Source organism: Herminiimonas contaminans (genome assembly GCF_015645465.1).
Lineage (GTDB): Bacteria > Pseudomonadota > Gammaproteobacteria > Burkholderiales > Burkholderiaceae_D > Oxalicibacterium > Oxalicibacterium contaminans.
The window spans coordinates 17,862-34,494 of record NZ_JADOEL010000015.1; the positions used below are offsets into that span (position 1 = coordinate 17,862).

The following is a 16,633-nucleotide window of genomic DNA, read 5'->3' on the forward strand; positions in this document are numbered from 1 at the left end:
AATGCCTTCATTGCACGCCACAACTTCCTTAAACGATTTGACATAATATAAATTATACGAAATCAGATAGCCCTAAACACCATACAACCACCGGCGAGACTCCACAGGATTTGAAGCTCTATTCTGTCGATTGAAACCGGTGGTTTTTTATTTAAGATCATGGGTTTACGAGGCAGTCAATGACTAAGCTGAAAATAAAAAGTAAAAATAAATATTCTTTCGCCAGCGAATTTGCAGCAACGCGACACTTTGGGGGATTTTCCGTTACGCATGCAGCCAAGATTTTAGGCCGGCATGAACGCACTATCGAAGATTGGGAGTCCGGAAAACAGCCTTGCCCGGCCTGGGCGCTTCGCCTGTTGACTCTCGAGAGTCGTTATATGGATGCTCTATATGGCCTCCAGGCTGATCGCGGCCGTACGGGCTTCGCCCTAGGTCACGGACGATCAACTATGGCAGCAAACGATGCTGAATTTCAAACACATCAGATGCAATTACGCCTGGTTTAATCAGTTTGTCCTGGAGCGATCTCGTTGGAGGCTTTCCAGGGCGCGATTAACAGCCTCAAGCTTGCCGATACCAATACCGCCAGCGCGCTTATGCTCCAGGGCGATTAAACGATCTGCGGCCTTACTGTCGCCAAGTAAAGCGGCTATCAGCCGCTTTCTAGCCTTAGCTGCAAGCTCTGCAGTTGTAGGCTCACGATCAGCCTGGCCTTGATCGATGAAAACCTTATAGACGACGTAGCAGACACAGACCGCACATAAGGTAATGATTGAAAGTTGTAAATAGCTCATGAGCTTGATTTTATCAAAACGCATGGAGCTACATATCCCAGGTGATACGCGGCGCTCGGTTGGAACTCTTCCAGAAACGATAAGGCCGTTTCTTCCAGACTCCCACCCTTAGTCAGCGAACGTCAAAATCGGTCTTCAGAACTAGGGATGGTGTGCAAGAAGGTTGGTCTTCGATACGCTCCATTGATGCCCGCCTTGCTGGTCTGGAAGACGCCTGGAAGGCGATAACCAACCGAGGGGCGTATGAATGCAAATAATGCCCAGCTCTCGATTTTATGCCAGACACATCATGCCTTCGGCACCGGCTCGAATCAGCATAATATGTCTCATGAACATGTCCGTAGCGTTCGGGCGGAACTCCTCCAGAAACGATAAAGCCGTTTCCTCCGGACTCCCGCCCTGCTACCGTTTGCGAAGCAATTGGGAAGTGATGAGTTTCTCAATTACCTTATTCTTTGTCAGATCCTTGAACTTCAAATACTCATTCAGACCATCCACGACTTCAGCTGGCAGATCCACCGTCAAAGTCACCAGGCCGCGCTTTTCTCGAAACGCTTTTACGCGCTCTGCAGCATTTTTATATTTACGGGGAGTCGGCATAAATCCTCTGCGGTCGATGCGTTACAAGTAGGCTATTTATACCCATCCCCTCGAAAAGGTAAAAGTTTCTTCAACACCATTCCCTGAGCCCCTCCACCAGGCCTTAAATTTGTCAAAGTGACTAATTTCGACAATACCCGATCCGATCTTCAGCGCCATTGTGTTCTGCGAAATTGCTTCCAGCTACGGAAACGCCGAGAGTAAATTTTCAGATCATCCCAGGCATCTGGCAAAAGGTTCACTGAGCGAGCAGCTCGGGGAGCGCTCTCACCTTCGTCGGCAAGGTACTGCGCGGCGCGTTTCGCATTGATATAACGAATGTTTCGGAAGTAGTGAGAGACCCTACTTCTTCCAGTGCCGGGCACCGGCCCAAGGCCATTCCAATGCAGGAATAGACGGCTGCGATACTGATCTGCCGATTTGCAACGTAAGGCGAAAAACGACTCGGCGGTAATAATCTCGCCGACATCGTTGCGGAGGGTGTATTGATAGTCTACGTAGGCCGCGCCGGTGAAGACACGAAAGTGTGGACCGACGTTAGAGGTGATCCATGAATAGCCCAATTTCTTGAGCGCTTCTTTCATGGAACGAAAAACGACGACGTTTCCATTTCGCTCAAAAAGCGTGATGGAAGTCTGGTGTTGATGAATGATATGCATGACTGCTCCTAGGTAATAAAAACCTAGAAGTGGTCAAGCGTCGCCTTTGTCGTGAAGTTAAAGTGCATAGTTTCTGTAATGCTTAAATATGAAGTCCGGCACGAGTTATGCGCATGACCTTCGATTTCTATCGATGTTAGATTTTCCGCTTAACGGTAATGTGATCATTCCTGACTGACACATCAAGCGTGTCTTCTTCGTCCCATCCTAGTTGCATGAGCAATTCATCCGGCAGCACTAACACCGCATCTCCGGAACCGTCGCCAGCATCGACCAGTTTTGCCTGCCAAGTGAGAGGATTCGCTTGCAGCATTTTCGTACTAGGCAGGTGTTGTAGCAAGATATTCAGCAACTCTGTGTCGTCGCTCGGCAACTGCAGCCACATTGCGCAATGGCTCTCAGAATAATCGAGCCACATACTTACCGCCTGCAAAGGTGTCACTGTAGTTGCACTGACCAACAGGCAGTGCTGTATGCGTGCTATGTCGCTGCCGTGTCGGCGCAGTATTTCCAGACGTTCTTTCCTGGAGGTCGCCATCATGTGTTCCTGTTGTTGAGGTTTTTGTCCGGTTCAGAACTTTCCTGCACCAACGGCGTCAGCATGCGTTCAATACGTTTTTTACTAAATGGATCTGCGCCGTCAACGTACCGCATTGCCGATTGTATATTTTTCCAGCCCACATACTCCATGAGCGTTTTGAGATCCCAGCCATTCGAGGTCGCCCAATTGGCAAATCCACGACGAAGGGAGTGTGCGCTGTAGTCATCGGCATCGAGAATGCCGGCCTTGCCGAATAGCGAGCGCAGCAACGGGAGGATGCTAGAGGGATTTAAACCATCCTCGTTGAGCTTACCCCATCGGTTAATCGATCGGAAGACGGCGCCGCTTTCCAAGCCGCTTAAATCGATCCACGCCTGATAGGCCGCGACCGGGCAGAGGCGAGACAAGGCCGGCGCTTTAAACGTGCTGCCTTTGAACTGACGATCACCTTTAGTCTGTGGGAAATAGCATGTCATGCCTTCGCCGGGGATTGCCTCGACATATTGCACTTCGAGCCGCGCCAGCTCATCACCCCGAAATCCCCGCCAGAAACCTAGTAACACGAGCGCCTTATCGCGGGTGTGACGCAATTGCGCAATCTGATCATTCGTTGCGCCTGCGCTGGTGATCGCGCTATCGAGCCAGGTCATCAGTTGTTCGAGCTGGTCCAATTGCAAGGGCTTGGCGCGCTTTTCCTGTGCTGGATGTAATCGCTGGATGCCCCGAAAAACCTGGCGAACGACCGGCGCTTTCGTTGGATCCGGAAAACCTTGGTCGATATGCCATTGAGCCAGTGCCGCTAAGCGCTGTCGCAGGGTATTGATGGCAAGCGTATCCGCATAGTGCACGAGGTATTTGGCGATGCTGTCGGCTGTGGCCGGCAAGAAGCCGCCCCATTCGACCTCAAAATGCTGAACTGCTGCACGATAGCTGCGACGCGTGTTATCGCGTGTAGCGGCTTGGATGTATTGTTCGATTGTGCTCATGGCATCTGGTCACGGCGGAAAAGGGATGCTTTCTGGACATTACACTTAAGACAGGGGCAATTTTAGTGATTTTTGCTTTTGACAAGTGATAATGCCACTTTATCCGATGTAAAATTTAAACGCAATTAGCCTTGAAGTTTGCCGTAATATGGTATGTAATTACGTGGTATGTAACATAGTATCTTATTTCATCCCCTGGAGACCCTATGGCACGCAGCGGGCTTTACAAATCGGACGTACAGAAGGCGCGTGATGCCCTCATTGCGCAGGGTATAAACCCGTCGGTGGACGCTGTTCGCGTGGCATTGGGCAACACGGGCTCCAAAACCACGATCCACAAGTACCTTAAGGAATTGGAGGAAGAGGATGGCGGCGCCGGCGGCAAACGCAGCTCGATCAGCGAGGCGCTACAGGACCTGGTCGAACGTTTGGCCGCGCGGCTGGAGGATGAAGCACAGGAACGGATTGCGGCGGCCCGCGTCGCATCCGAAGCAAAAGCGGCCGAACAGGCGGTGCTGCTGCAGGCGGCCCAGAACGACAATGCGCAGCAGCGTGCCCGCGTTCTGGAGCTGGAAACGGCGCTGCAGGAGCAGGCGACGGCGCTGGCGGCCAGCCGTAGCGACCATCAACGGGAATCGACCATGCGCCAGGTCGCAGAACAGCAGGTGGCCGACCTGCAGCAACGACTGGCCGAGAATGAGGCGCATCGACAATCGCTGGAGGAGAAACACCAGCACGCGCGCCAAGCTCTGGAGCACTATCGCCAGTCGGTAAAAGAGCAGCGCGAAGCCGATATCCGACGCCACGAGCTACAAGTACAGCAAGTGCAGGCCGAGCTGCGCCTGGCACAGCAGGCGGTCGCCGTCAAACAAGACGAGATAACCCGCCTGAACCAGGAGGGAGCGAAGTTGGTGTCGGAGTTAGCGCACACCAAGCAGGACCTGTACGAGCAGCTGACGCAGGTTCGCAAGCTGGAGCAAAAAGTCGAGGCTCTGCAATCGCTGCAGGTGCGCGCAGCGGATACCGAGCGCCAACTGGTCAGTAAAATTGCCGAAGCTGAGCTACTGACCGAACAGCTAAACAATGCCAACGATCAGATGACGCCGGTCGAGGCACGGGTCCGTGAGTTAGAACTCTTGCTGGCCCAGGCCAACGCGAAGGCGCAGGCACAGGAGCAAATCGGGGACCAGTTGCGGGCCTATTTCGACAAGATCACCGCCACGTCGACCGCACCCCAGGCAGGGAAGTAGTCACGCACGAGATGCCCGCTCCCCGACATCAATAGCCAGCCGGGATACCGTGTAGGCGTTCAACGCACACCTCTTTTCCTCACCCGGCGCAGCAGGAAAGCTGCCTCACGTCCTTATTGAAGGTCTGCGCCGCAAGCTTCAACCCCTCAACCATCGTCAGATAGGGGAACAGCTGGTCTGCTAACTCCTGGACCGTCATGCGGTTGCGAATCGCGAGGGCCGCCGTCTGGATCAGTTCGCCCGCTTCCGGGGCTACCGCCTGCACGCCAATGAGCCGTCCGCTACTTTCCTCCATGACGAGCTTGATAAAGCCGCGTGTGTCGAAGTTAGCAAGCGCACGTGGCACGTTGTCCAAGGTTAAAGTGCGACTGTCGGTTTCGATGCCGTCGCGATGCGCTTCCGCTTCGCTGTAGCCCACGGTTGCCACTTGTGGATCGGTGAACACCACGGCCGGCATCGCGGTCAGATCCAAGGCCGCTGCTCCACCCGTCATGTTGATCGCGGCACGGGTGCCGGCCGCCGCCGCCACATAGACGAATTGAGGCTGGTCGGTGCAGTCGCCGGCCGCGTAGATGTGTGGCGTGCTGGTGCGCATGCCCGTGTCGATGACGACCGCCCCTTGCGCATTCACGTTGACGCCTGCCGCGTCCAGTGCCAGGCTGTGCGTGTTCGGCGTCCTCCCGGCGGCGACCAGCAGCTTGTCGGCGCGTATGTCGCCGTGCGCAGTGGTCAGCACGAACTCGCCATGCACATGGGCGACCTGACTGGCTTGCGTGTGCTCCAGCACCTCGATGCCCTCCGCGCGGAAAGCGCTTGTTACGGCCTCGCCGATGGCGGAATCCTCCCGGAAGAACAGTGTGCTGCGCGCCAGGATCGTTACTTTGCTGCCCAGCCGGGCGAAGGCTTGCGCCAATTCCAGCGCCACCACCGACGAGCCGATCACGGCCAGGCGTTCGGGAATGGCGTCGCTGACCAGCGCCTCCGTGGAAGTCCAGTACGGCGTGTCTTTCAAGCCGGGAATGGGCGGCACGGCCGGGCCCGCGCCAGTGGCGATCAGGCAGCGGTCGAACGTCACCTCTCGCTCGCCGCCGTCGGCCAGATGCACGATCAGGGTGCGTCCGTCCTTGAAACGGGCCGTGCCGCGCAGCGCGGAAATGGCAGGGGTGCCATCTAAAATGCCTTCATACTTCGCGTGGCGCAACTCATCGACGCGGGCCTGCTGCTGGGCCAGTAGTTTGCTGCGGCTAATCGCTGGCACAGTTGCCGCGATACCGCCGTCGAACGGGCTTTCACGGCGCAGGTGGGCGATATGGGCAGCGCGGATCATAATCTTGGACGGTACGCAGCCGACATTGACGCAAGTGCCGCCGATGGTGCCGCGCTCGATCAGCGTGACCGTCGCGCCTTGCTCCACGGCTTTCAGCGCTGCGGCCATCGCGGCGCCGCCGCTTCCGATCACGGCGATGTGCAACCCCAGCTGATCACCGCCCACCTTGTCGCCAGCTCGCAGCCGTCCCAGCGCTTTACCAGCCAATCCGGCCGGTGCTGAAGTGGATGGGGTATCAGCGAGCGTGGCCTTGTAGCCGAGAGCGGCCACGGCAGCGGTCAACGCATCAGGCGAGATGCCTGGCTCGGTGGCGAGTTGCGCGGTGCCCGTCGGGTAGGACACGACTGCCGTTTGCACACCTGGCACTTTCTCCAACGCGTCCTTGACGTGCACAGCGCACGAACCACAGGTCATTCCGGTGATCTTTAGGGTGGTCATGAATCAATTCCTTTTGATTTACTTCGGTGACGGCCGATGCCATCATGCACGTTTGGGCGGCAGTTCACAGCCATCCGGCCCACAGCGGACGGTCGCCGGCGAGACGAAATCCCAGATCGATACTGCGACCATGAAGGCCAGGCCGATATACAGCAGCCAACCGCTCCTGTAACTGTAAGCGCGCATCAAAAACACTGCTATCAGCACCAGGACAGGTCCTATCACGCCGGGCGCAGTCCGTTGCCACTGCCTATGATTGCGCCAACTGAGCGCATTGGCCACTAGCGCGAATCCGGCGAACGCCGGCAACAAAATGTGAATAAACAGCCCTTCATACTGAATCAGGAAACCCAGGCCAATGGCGGCGCCGAGGCTGCCGATGGCGGGGAAGCAGGCAGCGCAGCCCATGGCTGACACAATGCTGCCCAGGGTACCGGCCTTGTTGGTCACTCGTGTGATTAAAGACATCGTGGCGTCTCCTCGTGACTCAACGCTTAACCGAGGACGGATAGCCCGCATCCTCAGTCGCTTTGGTCAGTTTCTGCACGCTGGTCTTGGCATCGTCGAAGGTAACGACGGCTTCGCGTGCCTCGAAAGTCACGTCAATTTTATTGACGCCTTCGACCTTGGAGATCGCCTTCTTGACGGTGATCGGGCAGGTGGAGCAGGTCATGCCCGGTACGGACAGCGTGACGGTCTGGGTGGCGGCTAACACTGGAACACCAATGGCAGCGAGGGCGAGGGCGACAAACAGTTTTTTCACGGCGAACTCCTGTAATTAATAGAAAAACGGCATCACATAGGGGAAACCAAGCGCGACAAAGACCAACACGACAACGATCCAGAAGATGAGCTTGTAAGTAACTCGCACCTGGGGCATCGCGCAGACTTCACCCGGTTTGCAGGCTTGCGCCGGGCGGTAGATGCGCTTCCAGGCGAAGAACAGCGCCACCAAGGCCGCACCAATAAAGATCGGGCGAAATGGCTCCAATGCGGTCAGATTGCCGATCCACGCTCCGCTGAAACCCAAGGTGATCAGGACCAGCGGGCCTAGGCAGCAGGTTGAGGCGAGGATGGCGGCCAGTCCTCCGGCGAAGAGCGCTCCGCGCCCGTTTTGTGATTCAGACATACGCCAGTTCCTTTCGAATCTGAATTGGATAGGGTAAGCTTACTGCCGTAGTTATGTACGGAGTCAAGCGACATGGAAAATAATTTGGAAAATCTGACCATCGGCGTTTTCGCCAAGGCGGCCGGGGTCAACGTGGAGACCATCCGGTTCTATCAGCGCAAGGGCCTGCTGCCAGAACCAGACAAGCCTTATGGCAGCATTCGCCGTTATGGCCAGGCGGATGTAACGCGGGTGCGCTTTGTGAAATCAGCCCAACGACTGGGCTTCAGTTTGGATGAAATTTCTGAACTTCTGAGGCTGGACGATGGCACCCATTGCGAAGAGGCCAGTAGTCTGGCGGAATACAAACTCAAGGACGTGCGCGAGAAAATGGCTGACTTGGCGCGCATGGAGGCCGTGCTGTCTGATTTGGTGTGTGCCTGCCATGCCCGGAAGGGAAATGTTTCCTGCCCGCTGATTGCGTCGCTGCAGGGCGAGGTAGAGCCTAGAGCTTCGGCCGCGACGTAACCGAGAAGGGGGCATGGCTGCGGGAGCATGGCTTCGATAATGGGCACCGACCCATTCTTCACTTGATGCGACAAGGGCAAGTTTATAATTGTTTTTTGCAAAACGAACCGATTTGTAATCGTTTTTGAGTCCGAATAACTGTTTTGGTGTGGCCCCGCGCCACTTCTGATCTGTTCTCAAGGAGATTTCTGTGCCGCTTTTGCCCACCCCAGAAAACCGTGAATGGTACTTTCGTATTCCTGCGATCGTCATGGATACCTGTGGCGTGACCTGGTTCCTAAAGCGCGCTGACGGTATAGCGGAGCTCAACATGCTGTCCAAAAACTATTCCATAATCGTGCCGGCCCAGGTTCTTTATGAGATTGGTTTTGGTGATCCAAGTACGGTCAGCGAAAACGAGAAGAAATTTCAGGAAATCTTTTCCGCTCAGCGGAAAGTAAAGATGATGACCTTCGCCGCAGCACAGGAGGCTAACCTTGTGAACAGCCCGGGCATCGCTGTGGTGGAACCTGGTGACTTTGAATGGGACACGTCAAAGCGCCGAATCATTCGTCATACGGTTTCGACGCATGGCGCCGTCATGAGCAAACAAAAAAAGGAGCTGGCGTTCGATGGGCTGATGCACGCCTGCGCGAGAAATCTTGGGATGCCGATTTGCACGACAAACCTGGGCGACTTTCAGAAGTTGAACCGTGCCGCTGCCGCGCTTGCCCATGATTACCCCGTGCCGATTTTCACGCCGGAACAGCTATATCTCTCCCTGACATCGGATCAATATCCCATCCTGTAAAGCGGTGAAATCAGGTACAGCACATAAGCCTGAAAGCGGGGAAACTCGTCTGCCAAAAAAATTGAGATTCCTGAGTTGAATCAATAGCTTAACTTAACTTTGGCGTAAAAAACACGAATCCCGGCCGTCCCTCAATATGGGAAAACGGCGATCTTCACTGGTCCCAATCATATAATCAGCGTACGGCACGGCAACGCCGGAGCGCTAGGCAGCCTTCGGGAGCAGCTAGAGGCTTCGCCGTCGCTATTGGGAAAGGGTGTCGACTACGTGCTGCACGCGATCCTGCACCGTGTCGTCGACCAGTATTTGCCCATCTTTGAAATGATCGAGGATGACGTTCTGGCGATGGAGAAGCGCTCGTTGGACGACTTTCTCGGACGAGACGACGTCGCTCGAATCTTTCGCCTGAGATGCGAACTCACGCACTTCCAACGCACGCTCGGGGCTATGAGCGAATTGGTCAGAAAGCTCGTTCGTCGGCATTTTCCATCCATCAGCGCCGAGGTGAGACCGTACTTCAACGATGTCGCGGACCACGTCAATCGCGTGCAGAGCATGGTCAACGGCCTGCTTCAGGTCGTTTCTTCGGTGTTCGAGTTCAGCAGCCTGCTGGAAGCGCAAAGGACGGGCGTGATTACCCGCCAGCTCGCGGCCTGGGCGGCAATACTGGCAGTCCCGACCGCCATCGCAGGAATATACGGCATGAACTTTAAGAACATGCCGGAACTGGATACGGCCTATGGATACTTCGTCGTACTGGCGCTGATATTGATGTCCTGCCTGCTATTGTTCGTCCGCTTCAGAGAGGCGAAGTGGCTATGAACCACACGCCTCCCATTTTCATCCATTCGACTGGTCACATCGCACATCGCCCCCGCATTCTCATCGTTGACGACGTGCTTACTAACGTGCAGTACCTGCTTGACGCGCTCAAAGAAGACTATCAAGTCAACTTTGAACTGAGCGGAAAGGCAGGAATTGAATTCGCACATCAATACCGGCCAGATCTGATCCTTCTCGATGCAATGATGCCGGAAATGGACGGCTTCTCGGTATGTGCGCAACTTCGTGCCCATGCGGAGACGTCAGCAATTCCGATTATCATCGTCACGTCGCTAGATTCGCCCGAAGATGAAGCGCGCGCCCTAGAGATAGGCGCCTCTGACTTCATGCCTAAATCGGTCAACCTGGCCGTATTACGCGCTCGGGTGCGAACACAACTGACCATGAAGCGCCAAGGCGATATGCTGCGTTCGCTGACGCTCGCCGACCCTCTGACTGGGCTCAGCAACCGCCGCGCCCTCGATGCAACTATCGCTAAGGAATGGCGGCGCTGCGCCAGATCGCAGGTACCCCTGAGCATGATCTTGGCCGACCTGGACCATTTCAAATCCTTTAATGACGCTTATGGGCACCCGGCGGGTGACGACTGCTTGAAGGCTGTGGCCAAAGTCTTCATACAAGCAGCACAACGGCCACAGGATCTGGTCGCGCGGTATGGTGGAGAAGAATTTGTGATCCTGCTGCCGGAGGTGGACCTGCTTGGCGCAGAAATCGTCGCTGGTGGCGTGATGGTTGCCCTGAAAACGCTGAACATGGCTCATGCTGCTTCAGACACAGGTTCCCGTGTTACCACCAGTATGGGCGTCGCCAGCATTGTTCCCGGAATGCAAGCGCCGGAAATTCTTCTCTCCACCGCGGACACTTTCTTGTATCGAGCCAAGAACCTGGGACGCGACCAGTTCGTGTCTGGGATGGTGGGCGTTTGAAATCGTTGACTCAATACTTGCTGAGCCCACCCTTCGAAGTAGCGAGACCACGGCGATATTGGGCCGCGCGTGTCGGTCACGTAGCAATCGCGCCAATATCGGCCAAGTCCCGCCCGGATAGCGCCACCTCGTCCGCCAGCCATGCGCGCAAGTGCTGCAGCGGAGGCCAATCGCGCAACGCGGGCGGATAGACGAGGTAAAAATCTTGCGGCGGATGGTAGGGGAGCGCGATCTCGGACAGGCGTACCAGCCGCCCGGCGCGCAGCGCATCAACCGTGTAGATGCCGCGCGCCAGGGCCAGCCCGATATCTTGCTCGGCCGCCTGCAGCATGAGGCCGGTGTCAGCGAAGGTGGCCGCCGGCTTGACGCTGGTGACCACGCCGGCGGACTTGAACCAGCCGTCCCATAGCAGCGGATCGCCCAGCAAAGGCTCGCTTGCCAGCGCCTCGGGCGGGCGCCCGCTCAACCTCTTTGCCGCATCCGGGCAGCCGAGCACCGTCAGCGGCATGTCCAGATGAATCAAGGGTTCGGCCAGCAAGCCCGGAAATGTCCCGCTGCCGGCACGTATGCCCACATGCAGGCCTTCGCGCGCGAGATCGGTCAGGCGCTGGGTCGCATCGATCTGCAGGCGCACGCCCGGATGCTTGGCCCGCCAGCGCCCGATGCGCGGCAGCAGCCAACGCAGCGCCAGAGAGGGCACCACGCTGATCCGCACCACCAGTTCGGCCTGGTCGCTGGCCAGCGCTGCCGCGTCCTGCACGCCCTGATCCAGGCCTTGCAGCGCACCCTGCACACTTTGCAGCAGCAGTTTTCCGGCATCGTTCAGCACGACTTTCCGCCCCTGCCGCTCGAACAAGACAAAGCCCAGCCGCTCTTCCAGCTTCAGGATCTGCTGGCTGACGGCGCTAGGCGTCACGTGCAGCAGCGTGGCCGCGGCACGCAGGTTGCCCAGTTCCGCCGCGGCTTGGAATGCGGGCAAGTAGCCGAGGGGGAGTCGGGACACTGTGAAGTTCTCCTAATGAGCAGTGCAGAAAAAATCGCTTTTCCACCGTCATGTGTGAAGTTAATCTTACCAGACCGGTAAAAACATGCAACGAGGAGACAGCAATGAACAGACGTTCGCTATTTGGGCTGGCGCTGGCCACACTAGCGCCAAGTGCAGTCGCGCAAGCCTCCGGCGGCGGTCCGCGGCCGAAGCGCGCCATCACGGTCTCGCCATGGCACTCCCCCTTCAATGCGGCGTTCGCGGCCGACCTGCGGCGTCGGCTGGCCCAGGTTCGCTGGAGCGACAACGTCGTTGGCGACTGGAGCTACGGCACGGCGCAGCAAGCGCTGCGCCAGCTGGTCCACCACTGGCACGCCGGCTACGACTGGACAAAGGCGGCCAAGCGCATCAATGCCCTGCCCCATTTCCATGCCGACGTCGACGGCTTCGCGCTGCACTTCCTGCGCTTCAAAAGCCGATCCGCTTCGCCGCAGCCCCTGCTACTGCTGAACGGATGGCCATCGAGCTTCGTCGAGTACGGCAAGCTGGCCCCGATGCTGGCGGACATGGGCTTCGATGTGATCATTCCCGCGCTCCCCGGCTTTGGCTATTCCGCGCGGCCTGGCGCACCCAACCAGGTCCAGGCAGTCGAACTGTTCCACCGGCTGATGACCGAAGGACTGGCCTACCCTTCATACATGATTTCGGGCACCGATATCGGCGCCGGGGTCGCCAGCCGCATGGCGCTGGCGTATCCCGGCGCTGTGCACGGGCTGCATATTTCGTCGGTTATGGATCCGGCGCTGGACGAGGCCTCGCCTCCGCTGACCGCCGACGAACTCGCGTACCAGCGCACAGTAAAAAAATGGCATGCAGAGGAAGGCGCCTATATGCACCTGCAGGCGACCAGGCCACAAACCCTCGCCTACGCACTGAACGATTCCCCGGCGGGCCTCGCAAGCTGGATCCTGGAGAAATTTCGCTACTGGAGCGACGCCGGTGAGGATCTGTTCGAGGTCTTCCCCCTCGATATGCTGGTCGACAACCTGAATATCTACTGGTCGACGCAGACCATCGGCTCTTCGATGCGCGCGTACTACGAGGCCAAGCACTTTCGCGCGCCCCCGGCAATCGGGGAGCGGGTGCTCGTGCCGACCGCCATCTGCATGTGGCCGCGCGACCTGGTGCTCGCTCCCAAGTCCTGGGCCGAGCGCTTCTACAACGTGCGCCAGTACACGGTGCAGCAACGCGGCGGACATTTCCCCGCATGGGAACTGCCCGACCTGTATGCCGCGGATCTGCGCGAATTCCTGCTTGCCTTGCGTTGACATTTTCAGGGCCGGCGCCGACAAACGTAAGCGCCGGCCCATGGCCGTGTTGATGCCGGCGGCGAATTACCAGACGATGGCGTCACACCGGGGTCGCACGGCTAGATCTTACTGACAATCCTGTTGCAAACTTGTGAGTGCATGTCGCGCAGGTCGGCAGGCGCTTGAGAGAAGTTCATCTTTTGGTCCATTCTGACGCGTGCGTCTTGGAGCGATGCGGATGTGGGCTTTTCCCAGTTACTGCCGAGAATGCCCTTCATGATCACGGTCGCGTGCTTTGCCGTTTGTTCGTCGTCCAGGGATTTTCCCAGTAGGTTGGCTCCTCGCTTGAGTGTTTCGCCGTGAATTGTGACGAAGCATCCAAGCATGGCATCGCGCGCCTCGATCGGGGTGATAGGCTGGTCCGACTTAGCCTTTTCCAGCATTTTCTTGATGTGCATGACAATTCCCTTAAAGTAATTTTTACTTCATTGATGCGAGCCGGCGATCAGATGTGCGCGCGGGAGGAACGACGTCGTTGCCCTGGGTCGGACAACTAATGGAACACTTCAGCAATTCAGTCGTAGGCGGACCCAACACGATAAGCCCACGCGCAGGAATGTCGTGGGCCGTGTGGGGCGAAGTAGAAAATGCGCCGGGAACCTTATACGGTAACGACCGGGAAGTCTATCACGGTGCCGGCAACGTTGTTGACGTAGTTGGTCAAGACATTGAGCGCGACCAACGCGGTCACTTCGATGATCTTGGCATCGTCCAGGCCGGCTGCACGGGCCGCAGCCAGATCCGCGTCGCTGATTTGGCCGCGGCTCAGGGCGATCTGGCGCGCCAGCGCGGCAACCGCGCTGCCGCCGCCCTGGCGCGCAGTGGCGATGGCATCCGCCGACAGGCCGGCGCCCTTGCCCATCAGGGTGTGGGCCGACAGGCAGTAAGCGCACCGGTTGACTTGGCCGACGGCGAGGGCGATGCTTTCTCGCTCCGCTGGGCTCAGCGAACCGTTTTGCAATGCGCCGTTCAATTGCAGGTAGCCGGCCAAGGCGTCGGGGGCATGGGCAAGCGTGCTGAACAGATTGGGCACCATGCCCAGCTTTGCCTTGGTGTCTTGCAATATGGCCTGTGCGGCGGGGCTGGCTTGGTCGAGGGTGAGGGCGGCGATACGGGTCATGATGGCGTCTTTCGTAAATGCGTGCTCAATTGCACAAGACGAATCTTGCGCCTTAGGTTGAGTGTGTTGATCGCTTTTCGTCCACGATTTCAGTCCAATCGTCTCGTTCAAGCCGGCCCCGCCAACCGGGTTCCTGGCGAAGCGACAAGACCGTTCAGCCGCTGCGCGCCAACCAGGCGCCTGGCGAGCATCCTACCTTGCTGCTGAACACTTTGGTCAACGCGCTGGCACTGGCATAGCCGACGCGTGGCGCCACCATGTGCAGCGACATTCCTTTCTTGAGCAAAAGGCGCGCGACACACATGCGCCAGATTGTCAGATAGTCGTGCGGGGTGGTATTGACTGTCTCGCGAAAATGCACGGCAAACCGGGCGCGTGACATCGCGGCCAATCCGGCAAGTTCTTCAAGCGTCCACGGGTGTTCCGGCCTATCGTGGATCGCCATCAAGGCCACTCTCAATCGCGCATCGGCCAACCCTGCAAGCGCTCCCCGATCAACACGTAGGTGATCGATGGCGTGCCGCAACAACAGAATCACGCAGTATTCCGCCAACCGATCGATGACGGCTTGACGCCCTACCAGCGCACCGAATGCCTCATTGAACAGACAGGCGACGACGGCTTCGAGGCCGTCGACTTCAGACATTGGCGCCAAGAACAGGTCGGGCAAGCCGGCGAATAAAGGGTGTTCCGAAGTCCCTCCAAAATCAATCGTGGCACAGACCAGGTTGGCGCCGTCGTCGCCGACTTCGAAACGATGCTTCATTGGCCTGGACACGAGCATCAGCGATGGCTCGGTCACATCGATCATGCGCTGGTTCGCGCCGATGACGCGCACTTTTCCATTGCGCAGCACATGCAGACAGCCCAAGCCGTGCGCGTCGCTGAAATCCTCCGCGCCACAGAGCGTGCCCGCGTAGAACACGCGTGCGTCGAGCGAAAAGTGGGTAAAAAGGGCGTTTAGCGCATCCATCTAAGATTATTAGCTATTTTGGGGGACGGGGGAATGCTTCTCGTCAAGTCCGTTGTATTCGCGTACCCGTTTCGGGCTTTTGCATCGCGGCAGGCGCCGACAGCGGCAGCACCACGGTAAAGCATGCACCCTGCCCCGGTTCACTGCTGACTTCCACGCTGCCGTGCAACGTTGCCGTCACGAGTTTGTAGACAATGTGCAGTCCCAGCCCGCTGCCGCCGTGGCCCAGGCGCGTGGTAAAGAAGGGGTCGAACACCCGTCCCAGGTTGGCCTGCGGGATGCCCACACCGTCGTCGCTGACGGTGAGCGCCACCTGCCCCAGGCCGTCCGGTTGAGCAGAAATGCGCACGGTGCCCCCGGTGCCGGGCAGGAAGGCATGCCGCACGGCGTTCGAGACCAGGTGCGTCACCACCAGCGCCAATTGCTGCGGGTAGCTTTCCATCTCTATGCCAGGCTCGATTGCGCAGTGGACGCGGTGGCCGCTGTCCTGGATGGCGTGGCCGAGTTCCACCAGCACTTTGCGCACGGTGTCGCCGAGGTCGAAGCGGCGCCGGTCGGCCGCCGACTGGTCTTCCACCAATTGCTTGAAAGTGCCGAGCAGCTTCGCTGCATGCTCCAGGCTGCGCATCAAAATGGCCGCACCCTGTTCGACCGTACCGACGAATTCCTGCATACGGCTGCGCGTCAGGCCGCGTCCCATGTCGGCCGCGAAATCGGCGGCATGGCATTGCAGCGTGCTGGCGGCCAGCAGGCTGTTGCCGATCGGCGTGTTGAGTTCATGCGAAATGCCGGCCACCACGGCGCCGAGCGCGGCCAGCTTCTCGGAGCGCAGCAACTCGTCCTGCAGCGCCGTCAGCCGCTCCAGCGCCCCTCGCAGTTCGTTGTTGTTGGCTACCAGTTGCCGCTGCTGCTCGATGACGACGAAATCGCGCTCGATGCTCTTCTTGATCTCCCACAGCAGTTCGACGTATTTGTCCTGGTAATCGCGCTTTTTATTATCGAGGACACAGATGGCGCCAAACACCTCGTTGTCCGGCCACATGAGGGGCACGCCCAGGTATGACACCATATTCAGCGCCACGTCCGGATTGTGTGCCCAGTGCGGGTCCTCCAGCGCATGAGGCACGTGCAGCAGCGCGCGCGTGGCCATCACGGTTTCGCAGTACAAGCCTGTGTTCAGTTTGGCTTTCTCCTCGGCCTCGTAGGGATTGTCCTCGCCGCGGCTAGCCACCAGCACCTCGATCTCGTCAGGTAGCACCCGCATGATCAGTCCCGCCGGCACGTCGAAGATGCCGGCCATGACGTCGGCGGTTTTTTGCCATTTGGCGAGGAAGCTTTCGGGTATTTCGCTAGCATGGTGGATCACAGCCTGTACCTCCCGCTATGCGAGCC

General features: G+C 58.0%; 21 protein-coding genes. 7 read left to right on the forward strand and 14 right to left on the reverse strand.

Translation table 11 applies throughout. From position 1 onward, the window contains the following. Positions 1-179: 179 nt before the first annotated feature. On the forward strand, positions 180-509 hold the full coding sequence (locus IXC47_RS15510; RefSeq protein WP_195876209.1) for a helix-turn-helix domain-containing protein: 330 nt from the start codon (positions 180-182) through the stop codon (positions 507-509). Here IXC47_RS15510 and IXC47_RS15515 read toward each other — a convergent pair whose 3' ends face one another. The 5 genes from IXC47_RS15515 to IXC47_RS15535 form a co-directional block, all read right to left on the reverse strand. Continuing rightward, entirely contained in the window at positions 510-821 is a 312-nt protein-coding gene (locus IXC47_RS15515) for a hypothetical protein (RefSeq protein ID WP_195876210.1), read from the reverse strand. It abuts the gene before it with no gap. 378 nt (positions 822-1,199) lie between these two features. After that, positions 1,200-1,397: a hypothetical protein gene (locus IXC47_RS15520; RefSeq protein ID WP_195876211.1), complete on the reverse strand. Its 198-nt coding sequence runs from the start codon at positions 1,395-1,397 to the stop codon at positions 1,200-1,202. A gap of 149 nt (positions 1,398-1,546) precedes the next feature. Further along, the gene (locus IXC47_RS15525; protein ID WP_195876212.1) at positions 1,547-2,056 is read right to left on the reverse strand and encodes a hypothetical protein; all 510 of its coding nucleotides are present in this window, start codon (positions 2,054-2,056) and stop codon (positions 1,547-1,549) included. Between the two features lie 136 nt (positions 2,057-2,192). Then, a complete protein-coding gene (locus tag IXC47_RS15530) occupies positions 2,193-2,597 on the reverse strand; it encodes an AbrB/MazE/SpoVT family DNA-binding domain-containing protein (RefSeq protein WP_195876213.1) in 405 nt (134 codons plus the stop codon). Further along, complete coding sequence (locus IXC47_RS15535; RefSeq protein WP_195876214.1) at positions 2,594-3,583, reverse strand: site-specific integrase; 990 nt, start codon at positions 3,581-3,583, stop codon at positions 2,594-2,596. Before IXC47_RS15535 ends, IXC47_RS15530 begins: the two co-directional genes overlap by 4 nt. 206 nt (positions 3,584-3,789) lie before the next feature. On the opposite strand from IXC47_RS15535, the gene IXC47_RS15540 reads away from it, so the two are divergent. Further along, the gene (locus tag IXC47_RS15540) at positions 3,790-4,833 is read left to right on the forward strand and encodes a DNA-binding protein (protein WP_195876215.1); all 1,044 of its coding nucleotides are present in this window, start codon (positions 3,790-3,792) and stop codon (positions 4,831-4,833) included. A gap of 79 nt (positions 4,834-4,912) precedes the next feature. On the opposite strand, the gene merA is transcribed toward IXC47_RS15540, so the two are convergent. Genes merA through merT form a run of 4 tightly spaced genes read right to left on the reverse strand, consistent with a single transcriptional unit; the run spans position 4,913 to position 7,727 of the window. Next, positions 4,913-6,598 (reverse strand): mercury(II) reductase, encoded by a 1,686-nt coding sequence (gene merA, locus IXC47_RS15545; RefSeq protein WP_195876216.1) that lies wholly within the window; start codon positions 6,596-6,598, stop codon positions 4,913-4,915. A 42-nt stretch (positions 6,599-6,640) separates the two neighbouring features. After that, on the reverse strand, positions 6,641-7,066 hold the full coding sequence (merC, locus tag IXC47_RS15550; RefSeq protein ID WP_195876217.1) for an organomercurial transporter MerC: 426 nt from the start codon (positions 7,064-7,066) through the stop codon (positions 6,641-6,643). A gap of 19 nt (positions 7,067-7,085) precedes the next feature. Next, on the reverse strand, positions 7,086-7,361 hold the full coding sequence (gene merP, locus IXC47_RS15555) for a mercury resistance system periplasmic binding protein MerP (protein WP_195876218.1): 276 nt from the start codon (positions 7,359-7,361) through the stop codon (positions 7,086-7,088). Between the two features lie 15 nt (positions 7,362-7,376). Further along, positions 7,377-7,727, reverse strand: a complete 351-nt coding sequence (gene merT, locus IXC47_RS15560) for a mercuric ion transporter MerT (RefSeq protein WP_195876219.1) — start codon at positions 7,725-7,727, stop codon at positions 7,377-7,379. 72 nt (positions 7,728-7,799) lie between these two features. Between merT and merR the strand changes: the two genes are divergently transcribed. From merR to IXC47_RS15580, 4 genes are all read left to right on the forward strand, one after another. Then, positions 7,800-8,234: an Hg(II)-responsive transcriptional regulator gene (merR, locus tag IXC47_RS15565; protein WP_195876220.1), complete on the forward strand. Its 435-nt coding sequence runs from the start codon at positions 7,800-7,802 to the stop codon at positions 8,232-8,234. A gap of 190 nt (positions 8,235-8,424) precedes the next feature. Then, entirely contained in the window at positions 8,425-9,024 is a 600-nt protein-coding gene (locus tag IXC47_RS15570; RefSeq protein ID WP_195876221.1) for a hypothetical protein, read from the forward strand. A gap of 150 nt (positions 9,025-9,174) precedes the next feature. Further along, on the forward strand, positions 9,175-9,846 hold the full coding sequence (locus IXC47_RS15575) for a magnesium and cobalt transport protein CorA (RefSeq protein WP_326838419.1): 672 nt from the start codon (positions 9,175-9,177) through the stop codon (positions 9,844-9,846). Continuing rightward, complete coding sequence (locus IXC47_RS15580; protein ID WP_195876222.1) at positions 9,843-10,793, forward strand: diguanylate cyclase; 951 nt, start codon at positions 9,843-9,845, stop codon at positions 10,791-10,793. The genes IXC47_RS15575 and IXC47_RS15580 overlap by 4 nt, the downstream gene beginning before the upstream one ends. Before the next feature lie 76 nt (positions 10,794-10,869). Here the strand turns inward: IXC47_RS15580 and IXC47_RS15585 are convergent, their stop codons facing one another. After that, on the reverse strand, positions 10,870-11,796 hold the full coding sequence (locus tag IXC47_RS15585; protein WP_195876223.1) for a LysR substrate-binding domain-containing protein: 927 nt from the start codon (positions 11,794-11,796) through the stop codon (positions 10,870-10,872). Positions 11,797-11,900: 104 nt separating this feature from the next. Here IXC47_RS15585 and IXC47_RS15590 point away from each other — a divergent pair, with 104 nt between their 5' ends. Further along, positions 11,901-13,106, forward strand: coding sequence for an epoxide hydrolase family protein (locus IXC47_RS15590; protein ID WP_195876224.1), 1,206 nt, complete (start codon positions 11,901-11,903; stop codon positions 13,104-13,106). 101 nt (positions 13,107-13,207) lie between these two features. On the opposite strand, the gene IXC47_RS15595 is transcribed toward IXC47_RS15590, so the two are convergent. The 4 genes from IXC47_RS15595 to IXC47_RS15610 form a co-directional block, all read right to left on the reverse strand. Next, positions 13,208-13,546, reverse strand: a complete 339-nt coding sequence (locus tag IXC47_RS15595) for a hypothetical protein (protein WP_195876225.1) — start codon at positions 13,544-13,546, stop codon at positions 13,208-13,210. Positions 13,547-13,749: 203 nt separating this feature from the next. Further along, positions 13,750-14,268 carry a carboxymuconolactone decarboxylase family protein gene (locus IXC47_RS15600; protein WP_195876226.1) on the reverse strand — a complete coding sequence of 173 codons (519 nt, stop codon included), beginning with the start codon at positions 14,266-14,268 and terminating at the stop codon, positions 13,750-13,752. 154 nt (positions 14,269-14,422) lie between these two features. Continuing rightward, positions 14,423-15,241 carry a helix-turn-helix transcriptional regulator gene (locus IXC47_RS15605; protein WP_195876227.1) on the reverse strand — a complete coding sequence of 273 codons (819 nt, stop codon included), beginning with the start codon at positions 15,239-15,241 and terminating at the stop codon, positions 14,423-14,425. Positions 15,242-15,284: 43 nt separating this feature from the next. Further along, positions 15,285-16,607, reverse strand: coding sequence for a GAF domain-containing sensor histidine kinase (locus IXC47_RS15610; RefSeq protein ID WP_326838415.1), 1,323 nt, complete (start codon positions 16,605-16,607; stop codon positions 15,285-15,287). Between the last annotated feature and the right edge of the window lie 26 nt (positions 16,608-16,633).